The 17,972-nt window shown below is 56.4% G+C and carries 18 protein-coding genes and 1 pseudogene; 12 read left to right on the plus strand and 7 right to left on the minus strand.

What is annotated here, in order from left to right; translation table 11 throughout:
* Nucleotides 1-520: 520 nt before the first annotated feature.
* The 6 genes from QOL81_RS14905 (at nt 521) to QOL81_RS14930 (ending at nt 7,418) form a co-directional block, all read left to right on the plus strand.
* Nucleotides 521-1,987: a peptide MFS transporter gene (locus QOL81_RS14905; protein WP_060419493.1), complete on the plus strand. Its 1,467-nt coding sequence runs from the start codon at nt 521-523 to the stop codon at nt 1,985-1,987.
* 126 nt (nt 1,988-2,113) lie between these two features.
* On the plus strand, nt 2,114-3,055 hold the full coding sequence (gene ghrA / locus QOL81_RS14910) for a glyoxylate/hydroxypyruvate reductase GhrA (protein ID WP_060419491.1): 942 nt from the start codon (nt 2,114-2,116) through the stop codon (nt 3,053-3,055).
* Between the two features lie 90 nt (nt 3,056-3,145).
* Nucleotides 3,146-3,883 (plus strand): phosphatase, encoded by a 738-nt coding sequence (locus QOL81_RS14915; RefSeq protein WP_049202798.1) that lies wholly within the window; start codon nt 3,146-3,148, stop codon nt 3,881-3,883.
* A 42-nt stretch (nt 3,884-3,925) separates the two neighbouring features.
* Nucleotides 3,926-4,504, plus strand: a complete 579-nt coding sequence (locus QOL81_RS14920) for a TorD/DmsD family molecular chaperone (protein ID WP_100396556.1) — start codon at nt 3,926-3,928, stop codon at nt 4,502-4,504.
* Between the two features lie 158 nt (nt 4,505-4,662).
* A complete protein-coding gene (locus QOL81_RS14925; protein ID WP_283439954.1) occupies nt 4,663-5,316 on the plus strand; it encodes a tellurite resistance TerB family protein in 654 nt (217 codons plus the stop codon).
* A gap of 68 nt (nt 5,317-5,384) precedes the next feature.
* A complete protein-coding gene (locus tag QOL81_RS14930) occupies nt 5,385-7,418 on the plus strand; it encodes a S9 family peptidase (RefSeq protein WP_169318286.1) in 2,034 nt (677 codons plus the stop codon).
* A gap of 37 nt (nt 7,419-7,455) precedes the next feature.
* Here QOL81_RS14930 and exoX read toward each other — a convergent pair whose 3' ends face one another.
* A complete protein-coding gene (exoX, locus tag QOL81_RS14935) occupies nt 7,456-8,124 on the minus strand; it encodes an exodeoxyribonuclease X (RefSeq protein ID WP_004928833.1) in 669 nt (222 codons plus the stop codon).
* 25 nt (nt 8,125-8,149) lie between these two features.
* Complete coding sequence (locus QOL81_RS14940; protein WP_060419485.1) at nt 8,150-8,896, minus strand: carbon-nitrogen hydrolase family protein; 747 nt, start codon at nt 8,894-8,896, stop codon at nt 8,150-8,152.
* Between the two features lie 369 nt (nt 8,897-9,265).
* Here QOL81_RS14940 and dksA point away from each other — a divergent pair, with 369 nt between their 5' ends.
* Both dksA and pip read left to right on the plus strand, forming a co-directional pair.
* Nucleotides 9,266-9,691 carry an RNA polymerase-binding protein DksA gene (dksA, locus tag QOL81_RS14945; RefSeq protein WP_049270193.1) on the plus strand — a complete coding sequence of 142 codons (426 nt, stop codon included), beginning with the start codon at nt 9,266-9,268 and terminating at the stop codon, nt 9,689-9,691.
* 194 nt (nt 9,692-9,885) lie between these two features.
* Nucleotides 9,886-10,839, plus strand: a complete 954-nt coding sequence (pip, locus tag QOL81_RS14950) for a prolyl aminopeptidase (RefSeq protein WP_100396562.1) — start codon at nt 9,886-9,888, stop codon at nt 10,837-10,839.
* 33 nt (nt 10,840-10,872) lie between these two features.
* Here the strand turns inward: pip and QOL81_RS14955 are convergent, their stop codons facing one another.
* Complete coding sequence (locus tag QOL81_RS14955; protein WP_033638067.1) at nt 10,873-11,103, minus strand: DNA polymerase III subunit theta; 231 nt, start codon at nt 11,101-11,103, stop codon at nt 10,873-10,875.
* 344 nt (nt 11,104-11,447) lie between these two features.
* Here QOL81_RS14955 and ftnA point away from each other — a divergent pair, with 344 nt between their 5' ends.
* From ftnA to QOL81_RS14975, 4 genes are all read left to right on the plus strand, one after another.
* The gene (ftnA, locus tag QOL81_RS14960; RefSeq protein ID WP_038875847.1) at nt 11,448-11,966 is read left to right on the plus strand and encodes a non-heme ferritin; all 519 of its coding nucleotides are present in this window, start codon (nt 11,448-11,450) and stop codon (nt 11,964-11,966) included.
* A gap of 292 nt (nt 11,967-12,258) precedes the next feature.
* Nucleotides 12,259-12,675, plus strand: coding sequence for a CopC domain-containing protein YobA (gene yobA / locus QOL81_RS14965; RefSeq protein WP_046686875.1), 417 nt, complete (start codon nt 12,259-12,261; stop codon nt 12,673-12,675).
* A gap of 2 nt (nt 12,676-12,677) precedes the next feature.
* The gene (copD, locus tag QOL81_RS14970) at nt 12,678-13,559 is read left to right on the plus strand and encodes a copper homeostasis membrane protein CopD (RefSeq protein WP_197757581.1); all 882 of its coding nucleotides are present in this window, start codon (nt 12,678-12,680) and stop codon (nt 13,557-13,559) included.
* Between the two features lie 69 nt (nt 13,560-13,628).
* Entirely contained in the window at nt 13,629-13,970 is a 342-nt protein-coding gene (locus QOL81_RS14975; protein WP_025302452.1) for a YebY family protein, read from the plus strand.
* Nucleotides 13,971-14,285: 315 nt separating this feature from the next.
* Here QOL81_RS14975 and QOL81_RS14980 read toward each other — a convergent pair.
* The 4 genes and pseudogenes from QOL81_RS14980 to QOL81_RS14995 form a co-directional block, all read right to left on the minus strand.
* Nucleotides 14,286-14,801, minus strand: a pseudogene (locus tag QOL81_RS14980) (tyrosine-type recombinase/integrase); the annotation flags it as partial.
* A gap of 165 nt (nt 14,802-14,966) precedes the next feature.
* Complete coding sequence (locus QOL81_RS14985) at nt 14,967-16,409, minus strand: glucosyltransferase domain-containing protein (protein ID WP_187322288.1); 1,443 nt, start codon at nt 16,407-16,409, stop codon at nt 14,967-14,969.
* Between the two features lie 13 nt (nt 16,410-16,422).
* Nucleotides 16,423-17,334: a glycosyltransferase family 2 protein gene (locus QOL81_RS14990; RefSeq protein WP_087762336.1), complete on the minus strand. Its 912-nt coding sequence runs from the start codon at nt 17,332-17,334 to the stop codon at nt 16,423-16,425.
* Nucleotides 17,331-17,687, minus strand: a complete 357-nt coding sequence (locus QOL81_RS14995) for a GtrA family protein (RefSeq protein WP_073533859.1) — start codon at nt 17,685-17,687, stop codon at nt 17,331-17,333. Before QOL81_RS14995 ends, QOL81_RS14990 begins: the two co-directional genes overlap by 4 nt.
* Nucleotides 17,688-17,972: the final 285 nt, after the last annotated feature.

A 17,972-nucleotide genomic window follows, 5' to 3' on the forward strand; every position in this document is an offset into this window, starting at 1 on the left:
TTCGAACCCTCGATACACTTTCGCGTATACACACTTTCCAGGCGTGCTCCTTCAGCCACTCAGACACCTCACCGTTTTGTTGTCGAAAACGCGTTGCGCTGTCGACGGGCGCTAATGTAGGAGAATCTGATCTCAGCGTCAACCCTCTTATTTCATTCTCATGACTGTTTAGCCAAACTTGCAGCAATTTGCTGATTTACCGAACGATATTCCCACTCGCGGCCACCGGCGGGCAGGGCAGGCAGCGGTTGGAATCCATGAAAGACGATTGTTTGACCTTTTTCTATACAGTTAGCTCAATATGTCGCCAATGAGATTGGGTTGTTTGCTGTTATATGCATTAATACTGGATTATTAGTCAGATGTGTCGCTAAATGGAATCATGTCGGCGCGGCGTTTTTGGCAAGGAACATCACGACGCCGCGCAGATTGCCGGGTGACAGGCCGGCGATATCGCAGACAGGGACAGACTCATTACATAATAATGCAGTAGAGGTTCGTTTTGACTCCTTCAGATGCCATGCCGGCGCCGCAAGCGCGCCATGCCATTCCCCCCGGTGCGGGGGCACTGTTCTTCATCCAGATCTTCGCCACGCTCGGCTTCGCCGTGCTTTACTCTACGCTGGTGCTGTACGCCACCAAGCGGCTGGGCTTTAACGAAAGCAGCGCCAACGCCATGATGGGCGTATTCGGCGCCTTCAACTATGGCCTGCACATGTTCGGCGGTTACCTCGGCGGCCGATTCCTCAGCAACCGCAACCTGTTCGTGCTCGGCATGGTGCTGCAGGTGATCGGCTGCGCGCTGATTGCCGTCGCGGGCGTGTGGGGGCTGTACTGGGGGCTGGCGATGTTCCTGACCGGCAGCGGCCTCAACGTTACCTGCATCAATATGATGCTCACCCAGCGTTTCAAGCCGGACGATGATCGGCGCGAATCGGCGTTCCTGTGGAACTACGCCGGTATGAACCTCGGGTTCTTCGTCGGCTTTACCGTCGCCGGGTATTTCCAACTGACGGAAAACTACCGCGCGCTGTTCCTGTTCGCCACGCTGGGCAACGCGGCGGCGATCATCGTCGCCGTCTGCCGCTGGCGCATTCTGGCGGATCTCAATACCCCGCTGCACGACGCCACCCGCAGCCAATACCGTTGGCGCATGCTGGTCGGGCTGGCGGTGCTGGTGGCGCTGGTGCCGATTATCCGCGTGATGCTGACCCATGCCGAGTTCAGCGGCCACTTCGTGATCGTGCTCGGCGCGCTGATCTTCCTGATGCTGTGCGTGGTGACCCTGCGCCACCATCCGCGCGATGAGCGCCGCAGAATGGCGGCCTATCTGATCCTGGCGCTGGGCTCGCTGGTGTTTTGGGCGCTGTACCAGCTGGCGCCGATGGGGCTGATGCTGTTCTCCGAGCACAACATCAACCTGAACGTTTACGGCATTCAGGTGGCGCCGCAGTGGATCCAGAACATCAACACGCTGGTGATCGTGGTGGGCGGCCCGCTGCTGGCCTGGTGGTTCAACCGCCTGCGCGCTCGCGGTTGCAACATCGACATTCCGCTGCAGTTCTCCGGATCGCTGTTCTGCATCGGCTTGGGCATGCTGGTGCTGCCGCTGGGTATCAGCATGGCGGGCGGCGACGGGCTGGTGGCGTTTAAATGGATCGTTATCAGCTATGTGCTGCAAAGCGTCGGTGAATTGATGATCTCGCCGATCGGCTACGCGATGATCGGCAAGCTGGCGCCGCCGCGCTATCAGGGCGTGATGATGGGCTGCTGGATGATGGTGACCGGCGTCGCCTCGGTGCTGGCGGGCTACGTCTCCGGCCTGATGCCGGAAAACAGCGGCAGCACGCCGCTGCAAACCAACCCCGGCTACAGCGAAATCTTCAGCGCGCTGGGCTGGGGAGCGACGGGCGTCGGCGTAGCGATGCTGATTTTAATTCCGCTGCTGCGGCGCCTTATCCGGCGCGACGGCCCGTCCGCCGCCTGATTCGCTAACATGCACAACAGCCCCACTGGTCGGGGCTGTTTTTATTTTGGGCTTTAACGCTTGCATCCGGCGGCGAATCGCGAAAGGCTGGAGGAAAACCAATAAAAACAAACGGGAGCCCGCAGTATGAACATCATTTATTACCACCCCTTGTTTAACGCCCAGGAATGGCTGGCCGGCATCAAGCAGCGCCTGCCGCAGGCCGAGATCCGCGAGTGGCAGCGCGGCGACGAGCGGCCGGCCGATTACGCGCTGGTGTGGCGCCCGCCGCACGAAATGCTGGCCAACCGCCGCGATCTGAAAGCGGTGTTCGCCCTCGGCGCCGGCGTTGACGCGATCCTCGATCAGGAGCGCAAACACCCCGGCACGCTGCCCGCCGGCGTGCCGCTGCTGCGGCTGGAGGATACCGGCATGGCGCAGCAGATGCAGGAATATGCGTTGAGCTATGTGCTGCGCTATTTCCGTCGTTTCGACGAGTATCAGGCGCTGCAGCAGCGGCAGGAGTGGCAGCCGCTCGATCCGCACTCGCTGGATGATTTCACCATCGGCATTCTCGGCGCCGGCGTGCTGGGGCAGAGCGTGGCGCGCAAACTGACCGAGTTTGGCTTTAGCGTGCGCTGCTGGAGCCGCAGCGCCAAACAGATCGATGGCGTGCAAAGCTTCGCCGGGGAGGCGCAGCGCGCGGCCTTCCTCGACGGCGTCAAATTGGTGATCAACCTGCTGCCCAATACGCCAGAGACCGTCGGCATCCTCAACCGCGAGCTGTTCGCGCAGTTGAGCACGGGCGCCTATCTCATCAACATCGCGCGCGGCGCGCATCTGGTGGAGGCCGATCTGCTGGCAGCGCTGGAGCAGGGGCAACTGGCCGCCGCCACGCTGGACGTGTTCGCCCGCGAGCCGCTGCCGCAGGATCACCCGTTCTGGCGTCATCCGCGTGTCACCATTACCCCGCATATTGCTGCCATCACGTTGCCGCAGCAGGCGATGGATCAGATCGCCGCCAACATTCGCGCGCTGGAGGCGGGGCATGCCCCGGCCGGCGTGGTAGACAGGCAGCGGGGTTACTGATCCTTCAGCCGCCGTTCGGTAACTGATAAGCTGTTATCGTCATCGCGCCTGTCCGTACCTTTGCGGGCGGGCCCTCTGGAAGGAGAAACAATGTACCCCGTTGATTTGCATATGCACACCGTCGCCAGCACCCACGCCTACAGCACGCTGCACGATTACATCGCCGAAGCCCAGCAGAAGGGCATCAAGCTGTTCGCCATCACCGATCACGGCCCGGACATGGCCGATGCGCCTCACTACTGGCACTTTATGAACATGCACGTGTGGCCGCGCCTGGTGAACGGCGTGGGCATCTTGCGCGGCATCGAAGCCAACATCAAAAACCTGCAGGGCGACATCGACTGCACCGGCCCGATGTTGACCGCTACCGACGTAATCATCGCCGGTTTCCATGAGCCGGTGTTTGCGCCGCAGGATAAAGCGTCCAATACTGAAGCGATGATCGCCGCAATGGCGCAGGGGGACGTGCATATCATCAGCCACCCCGGCAACCCGCGCTACCCGATCGACATTCCCGCCGTCGCGGCGGCGGCGGCTAAATACGAGGTGGCGCTGGAGCTGAATAACTCGTCGTTCACCCACTCCCGTAAGGGCAGCGAGGCCAACTGCCGGGCGATCGCCGCCGCGGTGCGCGATGCCGGCGGCTGGCTGGCGCTGGGCTCGGATTCGCACGTCGCCTTTTCGCTGGGTAACTTTGAGCACTGCGAGCGCATTATCGAAGAGGTGGGCTTCCCGCAGGAGCGCATTCTCAACGTCAGCCCGCGCCGGTTGCTGGACTTTCTCGAGCGGCGCGGCAAGCCGGCGATTGCGGAATTGGCCGATTTGTGACATCGTCCCGGCAAAATTTTCCGTATTGTATAAGGCATTATCATGAATGAGTTTTCCATTGTCTGCCGCGTGCTGGGTACGCTGTTCTACCGTCAGCCGCAGGATCCGCTGCTGGTGCCGCTGTTCGCGCTGATCAAAGAGGGCAAGCTGCAGCAACATTGGCCGCTGGAGCAGGATGACCTGTTGAAGCGCCTGCAGCAGGGCTGCGACGTCAACCAGCTGGCGACTGATTTCAACGCGATGTTCGTCGGCAGCGAATGCAGCGTGTCGCCGTTCCGCTCCGACTACGTCGAAGGCGCCAGCGAGGCGGAAGTGCGCACCTTCCTGCAGCAGCGCGGCATGCCGCTGGCGGAGGCGCCGGCCGACCATTTCGGCCAGCTGCTGCTGGCAGCGTCCTGGCTGGAAGATCAGTCGCAGGAAGATGAAGCGCAGGCGCAGATCGTCCTGTTCGACGAGTTCCTGCTGCCATGGTGCGGCCGCTTCCTCGGCAAAGTGGAAGCGCACGCCACCACCGCTTTCTACCGCACGCTGGCGCTGATGACCCGCGACGCCATCCAGGCGATGCGCGACGAACTGGCGGAGTACGAGCAGGACGACGAAGCGGGCGACGAAGACGCGTAACGCTGCAGCTCATCCCGGCGGGCCGCCCGGCCCGCCGATCCGCTAAACACAGGTTTGCATCCCCCAGACGTAAATTGACAAAAGATCCCCTAATCTGGCGGTTTACCGTCGGTTCGGCCGCGCCTGCGCGCCGCGCTTTTTCACGCAAGGGGTAGATGATGAAAAGTAACTGGATGCAGCAGATTCAAACGTTGATCGGGCAGAAGGCCGGCGCGATGGGCGGAGCAGAAGGCATCGGCAAGCTGCTGGCGCCCACGGCGCTGGGCGGCCTGGTCGGCGTGCTGTTGGCCAACAAATCCTCGCGCAAGCTGGTGGGCAAGTTCGGCAAGAATGCGCTGATCGTCGGCGGCAGTGCGGCGGTGGGCGCGGTGCTGTGGAACAAGTACAAGCAGCGGGTGAAGGAGACCCATCAGGGCGAACCGCAGTTCGGTTTGCAAGCCACCCCGGTGGATCTGCGCGCCAAACGCTTGGTGCAGGCGCTGGTGTTCGCCGCCAAGAGCGACGGCCATATCGATGCCGACGAGCAGCGCGCCATCGATCACAGCCTGGCGCAGCTGCAGGTGGGGGAGGAGGCGCAGAGCTGGGTGCAGGAAGCGCTCGATCAGCCGCTCAACCCGGAATTGATCGCCCGCAGCGTGCAAAACGAAGACGAGGCGCTGGAGGTTTACTATCTGAGCTGCCTGGTGATCGACGTCGATCACTTTATGGAGCGCGGCTACCTCGATGCGCTGGCGCTGGCGCTGAAGATCCCGGCGGACGTCAAGCAGGGCATCGAGAGCGACGTCAACGAGAAAAAACGCGAGCTGGCGTAGCGCCGCTTGGCAAGCCGGGGGGAATCGTGTCACTCTTGCCGCAATCTATGTAAGCGGATGATTTAGCAATGATGACCCCACCGAAAGCGGAAAAACGCCCTTATCCCATCACCATCCACGGCGACACGCGCGTGGATGACTATTACTGGCTGCGCGACGACGAGCGCGCAGACCGCCAGGTGCTGGACTACCTGCAGGCGGAGAACGCCTACACCGATGCGATGCTGAAACCGCAGCAGGCGCTGCGCGAAACCCTGTACGAAGAGATGGTGGCGCGCATTCCGCAGCAGGAACATTCGGTGCCTTACGTGCGCCACGGCTATCGCTATCAGACGCGCTATGAGCCGGGCAACGAATACGCGATTTCCGTGCGCCAGCCGCAGGCCGAAAGTGAGCACTGGGAAGTGCTTATCGACGGCAACCAGCGCGCCGAGAACCACGAGTTTTACACCCTGGGCGGGCTGGACGTCAGCCCCGACAACCAGCGGCTGGGGGTGGCGGAGGATTTCCTGTCGCGCCGCCAGTATGACATTCGCTTCAAGAACCTGGCCGACGGCAGCTGGGCGGATGAAGTGCTGGAGAACACTTCCGGCAGCTTCGAGTGGGCCAACGACTCCTCGACGGTGTACTACGTGCGCAAGCACGCCAAGACGCTGTTGCCGTATCAGGTCTATCGCCACGTGGTGGGCAGCGATCCGCAGCAGGACGAGCTGATTTACGAAGAGCTGGACGATACTTTCTACGTCGGGCTGGAGAAGACCACCTCCGAGCGCTTTATCCTGATCCACCTGAGCAGCACCACCACCTCGGAGATCCTGCTGCTGGACGCCGATCGTGCGGACGCCAAGCCGCAGCTGTTCGTGCCGCGCCGCAAGGATCATGAGTACGCCATCGATCACTATCACCAGCATTTCTACATCCGCTCCAACAAGGACGGCAAGAACTTCGGCCTGTACCAAAGCGAACAGGCGGACGAAGCGCAGTGGCAGACGCTGATCGCCCCGCGCGCCGACGTGATGCTGGAGGGCTTCAGCCTGTTTCGCGACTGGCTGGTGGTGGAGGAGCGCAGCGCCGGCCTGACGCTGCTGCGCCAGATCCACTGGCAGACTGGCGAAGAGAAGCGCATCGCCTTCGACGATCCGACTTACACCACCTGGCTGGCGTATAACCCGGATCCGGAGACCGCGCTGCTGCGCTACGGCTATTCGTCGATGACCACCCCGACCACGCTGTACGAGCTGAACATGGACAGCGGCGAGCGGACGATGCTCAAACAGCAGGAAGTGAAGAACTTCACGCCGGAAAATTACCGCAGCGAGCGGGTGTGGGTGAAGGCGCGCGACGGTGTCGAGGTGCCGGTCTCGCTGGTGTATCGCCAGGACAGCTTCCAGCGCGGCGCCAACCCGCTGATGGTGTACGGCTACGGCTCCTACGGCAGCAGCATGGATCCGGCGTTCAGCGCCAGCCGCCTGAGCCTGCTCGATCGCGGTTTCGTGTTCGTGCTGGCGCACATTCGCGGCGGCGGCGAGTTGGGGCAGCTGTGGTATGAAGACGGTAAGCTGTTCAATAAGCAGAACACCTTCAACGATTTTATCGACGTGACCGAAACGCTGGTCGCCCAAGGGTACGGCGACGGCAAGCGGGTGTTCGCCATGGGCGGCAGCGCCGGCGGCCTGCTGATGGGGGCGGTAATCAACCAGGCGCCGCAGCTGTTCCACGGCGTGGTGGCACAGGTGCCGTTCGTCGACGTGGTGACCACCATGCTGGACGAGTCGATCCCGCTGACCACCGGTGAATACGACGAGTGGGGCAACCCGAACGAGCAGGCCTATTACGACTACATCAAGCAGTACAGCCCGTACGATCAGGTGAAGGCGCAGGCATACCCGCATCTGCTGGTGACCACCGGCCTGCACGATTCGCAGGTGCAGTATTGGGAGCCGGCCAAGTGGGTGGCCAAGCTGCGCGAACTGAAAACCGACGATCGGCAGCTGCTGCTGTATACCGACATGGATGCCGGCCACGGCGGCAAGTCCGGGCGCTTCAAGGCCTATGAGGATATTGCGCTGGAGTACGCCTTCATTCTGGCGCTGGCGGAGTAACGGCATTCGGCGGGCGGCCTCTGTGCCGCCCGCCGTGTTAGCCAATCAGATAGTATTTCAGCGTGTGCTTCATGTCCGGGCTCAGATCGTCGATGGATTTCAGCATCCAGCGCAGATAGCCGGGATCTTCCTGGGCGATGCGATCGATCTCCTGCCCGCGATACTTGCCGAATTTGAACTTCTTCAGCAGCACCGGTTGTTCGGTGATCTGCACCATTTGCTCCGGCGTCCAGCCCGAATCCTTGATGATGCGTTGCAGCAGCGCGGCGGTGACGTAGCAGTCATACAGCGCGCGGTGCGGATACAGCGTGGCGTCTGCCGGTAGCTGCACATCCAGGTTCAGCGCATAGCGCAGATATTGGTTGCCGTACTTGATGTCCGGATACAGCGTGCGCGCCAGCTTGAGGGTACATATCCAGGCGCCGTTCATCTCCGGCAGCACGCCGCGATCGAAAGCGGCGTTGTGCGCCACGTAGTAAGGGCTGCCCTGATAGCGGCCGATTGCCACCGCGATGCGCGGTTTGCCTTCCACCATTTGCTCGGTGATGTGATGAATCGCCATCGCGTCGAGGCTGATGGGGCGATCCGGGCTGACCAGATCGCTCATCGGGTTGGTCAATTGACCGTCGAGCAGATCGAGGGAGGCCACTTCCACCACGCCGCCGTCCAGCCCGCAGGTCTCGGTATCTATTACGCGTAACGTCATGTTTTCCTCCGCGTTGCCGTCAGCCTCAGCTTAACCGGCACAGGCGGCCGTGCCAACCGTCGGAAGTCTTGTCGGCGATGATCAGACTTGAGGCGTCATCCGGCGCGGCAACCAGGAGCTCTCCCATGTTATCCCAGATGGCGCTGCGGCCTGCCGGGATCCAGCCACCGGTCGGTGCCGCATGGTTGGCCATCAACGTGACCATACCGTAACGCCGAGCATAGTCTGCCAGCGCGGCGCTGTCTTTCGCGTAACCGGCTTCAGATACCAGGACGCCGGCGGCATAAATGTGCGCACCCGCCCGTGCGGCGGCGCTCGCGTGGCCGGGCTCCGAAGTATCGGCACAGATAGCTAGCGCGATGTTGTGGTGATGGAGTTCCAGCAACGAGCCGCCCTCACCGGGCGAGAAGTATTGCTGTTCCGCGCCGTGCAGATGCTGTTTGGTATAGGTAGTCAATGCGCCGTTGGGGTGAAAGATCAAGGCGGCGATATGCAATGCCGGGCCACTGCGCAAAGGCGCGCCGACGATGATCGTCATCTGCCGTGATTGAGCCACTGCACTGAGCGGCAGCAGGCGAGGATCGTCCAGCGTCAGCGCCAACTCGGGGGCGTAGGCGAGCTCATAGCCGCTCAGCGACAGCTCGGGAAAAACCAGCAGCTGCACCTGCCGATCGGCTGCCTGCGCAACAAATTCAAGGTGACGTTCAAGGTTGCAGGCGATATTGGCCGCCGCAGCGGGGTATTGGGCGGCGGCAAGGGTGATGCAGGACATCGGCCATCTCTCCAGTGAGGCAATAAAAAACCCGCCTTGGCGGGTTTAATGACGGATGGAAGGACGCTTACTCACCAGACGGATGCGCTTTTTTGGCGCGTTTCTCCGCACGTTTCTCAGCTGGGGTTTTCAACGGCTTCTTCTTCGCATTCTTTTTGCTATCCATTCCCTTACTCATGATGGCCTCTCGTTACCTATGATTGGGTGGCTTGCTCAGCTATTAACCGCCTAAAGCCAAGAGGATGCAAGCGGCAAAGTGCAGGTTTAGGTTAACCGGCTGTTTGTGCATGAAATTTTGTTTTTGGATGACCGGGTGCTAAAAATAAATATTATGTTATAATGTTACACTTTTGGTGTTGGGAGAGCGCAATGACAGTCATGACGTTACCGGATGCGCAGCAACTGCTGGCCATGCCGGATTCTGATTATATGAACTCGGTTCAACGGGCGTTTTTCCGCCAACGGTTGCAGGACGAGCGGCAAAAGCTGCTGCTGCACATCGATGAGCTGAAAAAAGAGATCGACGGCGGCGAAGCGACGGGCGATGAAGCCGACAAGGCGGCGCGCGAAGAGGATCTGCGCCTGCTGTTCCGCCAGTTGGATCGCGAAAGCCGCCTGCTGCCGAAAATCGACGCGGCGCTGGCGCGATTGCAGAACGGCGAGTACGGCTACTGCCGGGAAACCGGCGAACCTATCGGGCTGGCGCGCCTGCTGCTGCGCCCGACGGCGGAGCTGAGCATCGAGGCGAAAACCGCACAGGAGATGCGTGAGCCGCATATGCGCAAAGGTGGCTAATTGAGTCCCGCCGGGGGGCGAATGTGCCCCTCAACCGATCGGACCTGTGGGCATTTTGCAGGCAGGTCGTTGTGATTTTGAGCAAACGCGCGCCGAGTTCTCGGCGCGCGTTCGAGTTTTCGGGTTTTACCGTTGACCTGCCGGGCGGCTTCCGCTTTGATGAAAGCATGACTCACAGAGAGACGGAAAGCGCCATGGAACAATTACGAGGTTTGTACCCGCCGTTAGCAGCATACGACAGCGGTTGGCTGGACACTGGGGATGGCCACCGGATCTACTGGGAGCTGAGCGGCAACCCGAACGGTAAACCGGCGGTCTTCATTCACGGCGGGCCGGGTGGCGGCATCTCCCCGCATCATCGTCAGCTGTTCGATCCGGAACGCTACAAGGTGCTGCTGTTCGATCAGCGCGGTTGTGGCCGCTCCCGTCCGCACGCCAGCCTGGACAACAACACCACCTGGCATTTGGTGGCCGATATCGAGCGGCTGCGCGACATGGCCGGCGTCGACCAATGGCTGGTGTTCGGCGGTTCCTGGGGATCGACGCTGGCGCTCGCCTATGCGCAGACTCACCCGGAGCGCGTCAGTGAAATGGTGTTGCGCGGCATCTTCACCCTGCGCAAGCAGGAACTGCATTGGTATTACCAGGACGGCGCGTCACGCTTCTTCCCGGACAAATGGGCGCGCGTGCTGTCCATTCTGTCGGATGACGAGCGTAAAGACGTGATCGCCGCCTACCGGCAGCGGCTGACTTCGGCCGATCCGCAGGTGCAGCTCGAAGCGGCCAAGCTGTGGAGCGTGTGGGAAGGGGAGACGGTGACGCTGTTGCCAAGCCGCGAATCCGCTTCGTTCGGTGAAGATGATTTCGCCCTGGCGTTCGCCCGCATTGAAAACCACTATTTCACCCATCTGGGCTTCCTGGAAAACGATGACCAGCTGCTGCGCAACGTGCCGCTGATCCGCCATATTCCGGCGGTGATCGTCCACGGCCGCTATGACATGGCCTGCCAAGTGCAGAACGCCTGGGATCTGGCCAAGGCCTGGCCGGAAGCGGAACTGCATATCGTGGAAGGAGCGGGGCATTCGTTTGATGAGCCGGGCATCTTGCACCAGCTGATGATCGCCACCGACCGGTTCGCCGGCAAGTGACGTAAAAACCCCGCCGTTACGGCGGGTTTTTTGTTATTTGACCTTCGGCTCGTACGGCAGGCGCGAAAACCTGTGGGATTCCGCGCGGTAGTGCGCCACGCGCTCGCGAAAATAGTCGCGCAGCGCTTCCGGCTGCTCACGCTCCACCACTTCCGGGATCACCGGCATGTTGTAGCGCTCTTTGTACGCCACGCCTGAGGCGGCGAGATCCACGTTCACCCGGTCCATCTCTTCTTTAGACAGCTCGGCCAGATTGTAACCCACGCTATGCTCCTTACTTACTTTGCCGCTTTGAACCTGCGCAGAAGGTAATCCACCCGGCGGCGCTTGGCAAGCCCGTTGCGCCGCTGCTGCGGGCGATATTTGTCCGGGAGTAATGCAATCTATTTATTCTTTTAAATAAGAATGATTCGCTTTTTGATTAAAATAAAAGATGAAAATAATTATCATGTTAATTCTCAATGTGGTGATGATATTTTAATTTGTTGATATATATGATTTTTATAATTAATGTGATTTGAGTGTAAATAAGGTGTTTTTATTTTTACGGCAGCAGGGCATAATGCGCGGAAATTAAATTCATGACCTGCAAAATAAAAGGAATCATTATGCTGACGCAAGAAATGACTCAAAAGCTGAATGAGCAACTGAATCTGGAGTTCTACTCCGCCAACCTGTACCTGCAGATGAGCGCATGGTGCAGCGATAAAGGCTTTGAAGGCGCCGCCGCATTTCTTAAAGAGCACTCTCAGGAAGAGATGCAGCATATGCAACGTCTGTTCGACTACCTGAGCGACACCGGCTCTCTGCCGCTGCTGGGCAGCATCGCCGCACCGCCGGTGACGTTCGAATCGCTGGCGGACGTGTTCCAGCAGACCTACGAACACGAACAGTTGATCACCCGTCAGATCAACGAACTGGCGCACGCCGCCATGACCGCGCACGATTACTCCACCTTCAATTTCCTGCAGTGGTACGTGGCGGAGCAGCACGAAGAAGAGAAACTGTTCAAATCCGTGCTGGATAAGCTGGCGCTGGTGGGCACCAGCGGCAAAGGTCTGTTCTTCATCGACAAAGATCTGAAGAAAATGGGCGCGATGGGCCAGGGTGGCAACGGCCAGGCTTAATCTGCACCAGAACACTGAAAAACCGCGCGCGGGCGAGCCTGACGCGCGGTTTTTTTTACCCTGCGTTTATCGCGGTTATGCGGCGATACGTGCTGCCGGATCGCAAAATGCCAGTGATGCGCTCGACTTGCCGCAGCGTGGTCGTTATGATTTACCGCGATACGCTACAGGGATGGTAGAGTCAAAACAGCGGGTTAGCCGATACAACCCGTTTTTCTGTTTACCCGTGGCGCAATCATTTGCGGTGGGTTGGGGCCGCTGATACATCGCCTTGGCTGTGGCCTTAACCCTTATGACCCTCTTTATACTGTTAAGGGATACCACTGTGATCGGTAAAATTCGTTCCTCCTGTCGCCTGCTTTCCACCGTTTTCGTCCTGTTCGTCGGCCTGTCTTCGCAGCAAGCGCTGGCGCACGCCCACCTGAAAGTGGAAACGCCGAAGGCAGACGCCAGCGTCAGCCCGGCGCCGAAAGCGCTGACCCTCAGCTTCTCCGAAGGCATCGAGCCGAACTTCAGCGGCGTGAAAATCACCGGCCCGGACAACGCCGTGGTGAAAACCGGCAAGCTGCAGCTCGATCCGAACAACAACACCCAGGTCAATGTGCCGATCGAAGGCGAACTGAGCGCGGGCAAATACAACGTCAGCTGGCATGTGGTGTCGGTCGACGGGCATAAAACCAAAGGCCAGTACAGCTTCACCGTAAACTGATCGTGAGTCTGGCGACCCTGTTCGTTCTGTGTCGCTTGGTGCACTTTGCGGCGGTGATGCTGATGTTTGGCATCAGTCTGTTCACCGCCTTACTGTCACCGCAGCGCCTCTCCCCGATCCTCTCCCGCGATGTGCGCCCGCTGCTGCTTGCCGGCACCTGGATTGCCGGGCTTTCCGCCGTGGCGCTGCTGGCCATTCAGGCTGGGCAAATGGGCGACGGTTGGGAAGACGCCTGGCGGCTGGAGGTCTGGTGGGCGGTGCTCGGCACCACCTTCGGCGAAGTGTGGCGCTGGCATCTGGGCCTGTCGCTGCTGGCGATCCTGAGCCTGCTGCTGCCGGAAAGGCCGCGTGCGCAGGCGTTGGCGCTGTGTTCGGCGCTGCTGCTGGTCAGCCTGGCGTTCATCGGCCACGCGGCGATGCACGAAGGCACGCTGGGCGCGCTGCACCGCGCCAACCATGCGGTGCACCTGCTGGCCGCCGGCTACTGGTTCGGCTGCCTGGCGCCGCTGCTGGTTTGCCTGCGCTACCTGCAGCCGCCGCAGTGGCGCAGCGACGCCATCACCACGCTGATCCGTTTCTCGCGCTGGGGGCACCTGGCGGTGGCGGCGGTGATCGTCACCGGCATCGTCAACAGCCTGATCATTCTCGGCGGTTGGCCGCTCAACCTCGGCTCGCCTTATCAGCGCCTGCTGCTGGTCAAAACCGCGCTGGTGGCGCTGATGGTAATGGTGGCGCTGGCCAATCGCTACGCCATCGTGCCGGCAATGAGCCGCGTGCCGGCGCTGGCGCAGCGCGGGGTGGTGCTGGCCTGCTGGCTCGAAGTCGGGCTGGGGATGGCGGTGCTGCTGCTGGTCAGTTTATTTGCAACCTATGCGCCGGTTTGACATTTCAGCTTGCCGCAGGCCGGCAAGCTGCGGGAAAATCGACGCGAATAGCAACCTTAAGGCCATCACATGAAATCGGTATTACTCGGCATTACGCTGCTGGCAACCGCGACCGGCGCGCTGGCGGCAGACAAACTGGTGAACATCACCAAACTGGAGTACGGCAAACAGTGGGCGTTCACCAAGGAAGAAGTGACGCTGCAATGCCGCAGTGGCGGCGCGCTGTTCGTGCTCAACAACAGCACCCTGATGCAATACCCGCTCAATGACGCAGCGGAGCAGCAGGTGAAGAAGGGCCATCAGCGCGCGCAACCGCTGGAGGTGCTCCTGCTGGACGACCCTGCCGAACCGGGGAAAAAAATGAGCCTGGCGCCGTTCATTGAACGCGCCGAGAAGCTGTGCGCTGACTAACCGCTTGTTTGCCAACGCCTTGCCCAACGTGCGCGGATTGATGCGCATTTGCCGCATAGTTATTTCGTCACGAAACTATCACGCGGCCGCCGGGCGGCTGGCAAAACTGGCGCGGTAGGCTACTCTTAAAGTGCACGGCTGAACAAGCCCTGCATTAAATGCCAACTTTTAGCGCACGGCTCTCTCCCAAGAGCCATTTCCCTAGACCGAATATAGGAATCGTATTCGGTCTTTTTTTGTGTGATTGATTTATAAGTATTTTTTCTGAAAAATCGAAATTACTCGAAATTTACTCGAATTTTGATATTCGGTCTTTTACAGTATTACGTACTCCTTCCTCCTCGTGTTGAGATATTTCAACGTCATCGTTTCTGATGAATGCCCAAGCAGTTTTTGCGCAAAGTCTTTCCCTCTTTCCTTTTCATACAGCCGGCCAGCCAAACTGCGGATCTCGTGAAAGGTCGGCGGACTTTCCTCGAACGACAAACCTGAAGCCTTCCGAGCCGCAACAAATTTTTTCGTTAGTCCATCAGGATGCAGTGAGCCATCAGGGCTGTTTTTGCGGATTCCTGCGCTGATCATAAAGTCTGTCGTGCTGACCAACCTGCAGCGATCGATCACTGTCCCTAGGCGGAGACCTGCAATTTTCAGCTCCAGATCGAGGGGGAGGGAAATCATGGCACCCGTCTTCCCTTGCTCGACAAGCAGTCGACCGTTTACGACATGGCTGAAACGCATCTGAGTCAGATCTTCGCGGTGTTGGCCAGAAACCAAAGCCAGATCCATCGCCAAGCCGAACCAGGGCGGCATTGTGTCTGCTGCACCACGAATAGGACTCAGTTAATGCTGGGGATGATCAGTGATGCTGACAATAAGTTATTGATAAAATGGATGGAGTATGTTTAAAAGATTCAGTAATTAGATGGGAATGGAAGTGAAGTGGTCATATGGCCGGAGCCGCCAAAATAAAGCCCTCATGGTAGAGGGCTGAATAGGTCAATTATTATTCGTTCCCAATGATACAATGGCTGTATTACCAGAAATGAACAGGGAATATTCCTTATTGGTTGAGATTGGTTTAATCCCACTGCTGATCATACGAGAAAGCGCATTTTTATTGTTTTGTTCATTTCCGTAACCATGCAGTGTCTGCGGGAACCCTTTATTAATTAGCTGGAAAGAGGCTAGAAACTCAGATGCAGGGCTAAGGAAATAGCCTATTAATGGTTTGTTGCTCATTAGCAGTTTAGTTCTTTCATCTATATTGACTTGGCCAACTGTTCCGATGGTTTTTATTTCGTTATTAGTCATCAAGTCGCGACCAATCATGTTGAAAATGAAATCTTCATACTCGCGCTGTGATTTAATAGCGCTGCTTAGTTGAGCACTGAATGCAATTACTGTAATAACAGGAACAAGTGACAAATATTTCATTTTGGGTAAGAAGCAAACAACGGGGATCGCAATCAAAACAAGACACACAGAGAAGGAGACCAGAGTCCTTGGAAATACAGGTGCGTCTTTAAGAAATATGGTTGGCCCCATAAGTGAAACTAAAAACACAATTAAGGAAAGCACCCAATAAAGACCGAATGATAATGTCATTTTTCCATTATGGCGATTTGCAATTAGTGTGAAAATCAAACCACTAACGACTGGAATTAAAAAATAAATATAAACTGGCCCATAAAAATAAGATAGAACCATATCTTTTAATGCCATTGTCGTAGCTAGCAGATGTTCCAGCCCTTCAGAATTAGCTGATATGATCTCTGCGCGTGAATTGCTTTTTGTAGCAAAAAACAACATGTAAACTAAGTAAAAAGAGATAAATAAAACTGTACTTTTAAATGTTTTATTTATAATCCCAGTAGCCTTGCAGTTATTTTTAACTGCTGCGATCATAATGTCCACAGCAAGTAAACCAATAAATATATTAGCGCATGGCTGATATAGGGTTAAAGATAGTACTCCGGCTAACAGTTTCACCGAAACTTGTCTGATAGGATTATTAGCTTTATAGGTATAAGCCATAACTGCCAGGAAAAACGCAACAGACATGCCTAAAGAGTCATATCTGTAAGCGATATTTTGTAACATGAATGGATTAAAAATGAGAAGAGCAGCAACAAACTTGTGTGAAGAGACTTCTAACCTCGATAAATGCTCGCTAAGTAAAAGCGACGCTCCGCCGATAAACAAGCAGGAAGCAATCATTGTATAGGGGAATAAATCAAGGTTATAGTGGCCACTGGCGGATAAAATCTTCATGAGAATATCTGCAACAGGTCTACCCAATCCTCTCCATCCATACTGGCCAGTTATGGCTCTATCTAGGTCATCCCTATAAAAGATACCAGCTTGGATTAGCGGATAAATAAAAAGAAGAGCAATCCCTGAATAAAGAAAAAGTGCTTTTTTGTCGATTTTACAAAACATATTAATTCTCACCTTACTTCTTTATTATATAACGTGGGCGGCGTTTGGTTTCTATGTATATTCTACCAATATATTCCCCAAGCACTCCGATGCCTATAAGCTGTACACCACCGAGGAAAAGAATGGAAACTATAATTGAAGCATAACCAGCCACAGGGTTTCCCCAAATAACTTTATCTATAATCATCCATGCACCATACATAAATGAAATTGCAGCGACAAAAAATCCAATGTACGCCCAAACCCGAAGAGGGAAGGTGGAAAAACTTGTGATTCCCTCTATTGCCAAATTCCAAAGCTTCCAGCCATTGAATTTGCTGGTTCCTGCGACTCGCTCGGCTCTCGAGTATTCAACAATTGCAACATTTCCGCCAACCCAGCTAAGGATACCTTTCATAAATAGGTTCCTCTCCGGAAGCAACTTAATATTCTCTACGACTTCCCTGGTCATTAGCCTAAAATCACCTACATTCTCTTCTATAGCTGGTTTGCTTATTTTATTGTGAACGCGATAAAACCACTCTGCCGTTTTCCTCTTCATCCTGCCATCGCATTGTCTATCCATACGCTTGGCCAATACCACGTCTGCGCCATCTTGCCACTTATTTAATAAATGGGGGATAACATCAATTGGATCTTGAAGGTCAACGTCAATTGGGATAATGGCATCTCCGGTAGCAGCTTCCAAGCCAGCAAACAGTGCGGGCTCTTTTCCGAAATTCCGGGTAAAGTTCACTGCTTTAACCTTGGGGTCATTGATAGCCAGCGAGGAAATTATTTCTTCTGTCGTATCTGAGCTGCCATCGTTTACGAAAACGATCTCAACGTCTATATGCTCAAAAAGCTTGAACTTACGGACAGACTGATAGAAAAGAGGAATTGCTTCTTCCTCGTTGAATACGGGAACTACAAGTGAAATTTTCATTTATCTTCCCTGAAGACAACTAACTTAGAATAAATGAAGCCACAGATTAGGCTGATCACTGAAAAAGTAACGAGAGTTACAATTGGGTTTGCATGTAGCGTATCTGCTGCCCAACCGACAGAGAATGCCATACCTCCCATAAACAACACATACACCGTATAGCGGTTAGTTGTAGCTTGCGCTTTGAACGTCCACTTGGCGTTAGCAAAGAACGAAACGGTTACAGCGATGCTGAAAGCGACAACATTAGAAACTGATTGTGAGAAGCCGCTAAAGAGCATGAGTCCAAAAGCAGCCCAGTGAACCAAGGTATTGATTACACCTACAGATGCATAACGTATAAAGGTCTTCAATGCGTGAAATTCTTAAAAGTTGGTTTGCCATATTTTGCCATCGCATCATACTGATGGCAAAATTTTCACCCTACACACGATGAGTCGCTCATACACACACATCGTTATGATGACCGGTCCCCATTACGATTTTCGAACTTTTTCTAGGGATGTGCAGCATTAGCTGCGTAAGCCGTCGAATTTTTTTCGAATCAAGCCGAGATTTTTGATAACTATTTGAAAGCAAAAGACGCTTAACGGAGGTGCTTTTGATGGCTTTATAATCAAATTTCAATATATCTATTT

Origin of the sequence: Serratia sp. CC22-02, from assembly GCF_900182895.1 — a bacterium.
GTDB classification, from domain to species: Bacteria; Pseudomonadota; Gammaproteobacteria; order Enterobacterales; family Enterobacteriaceae; genus Serratia; species Serratia nevei.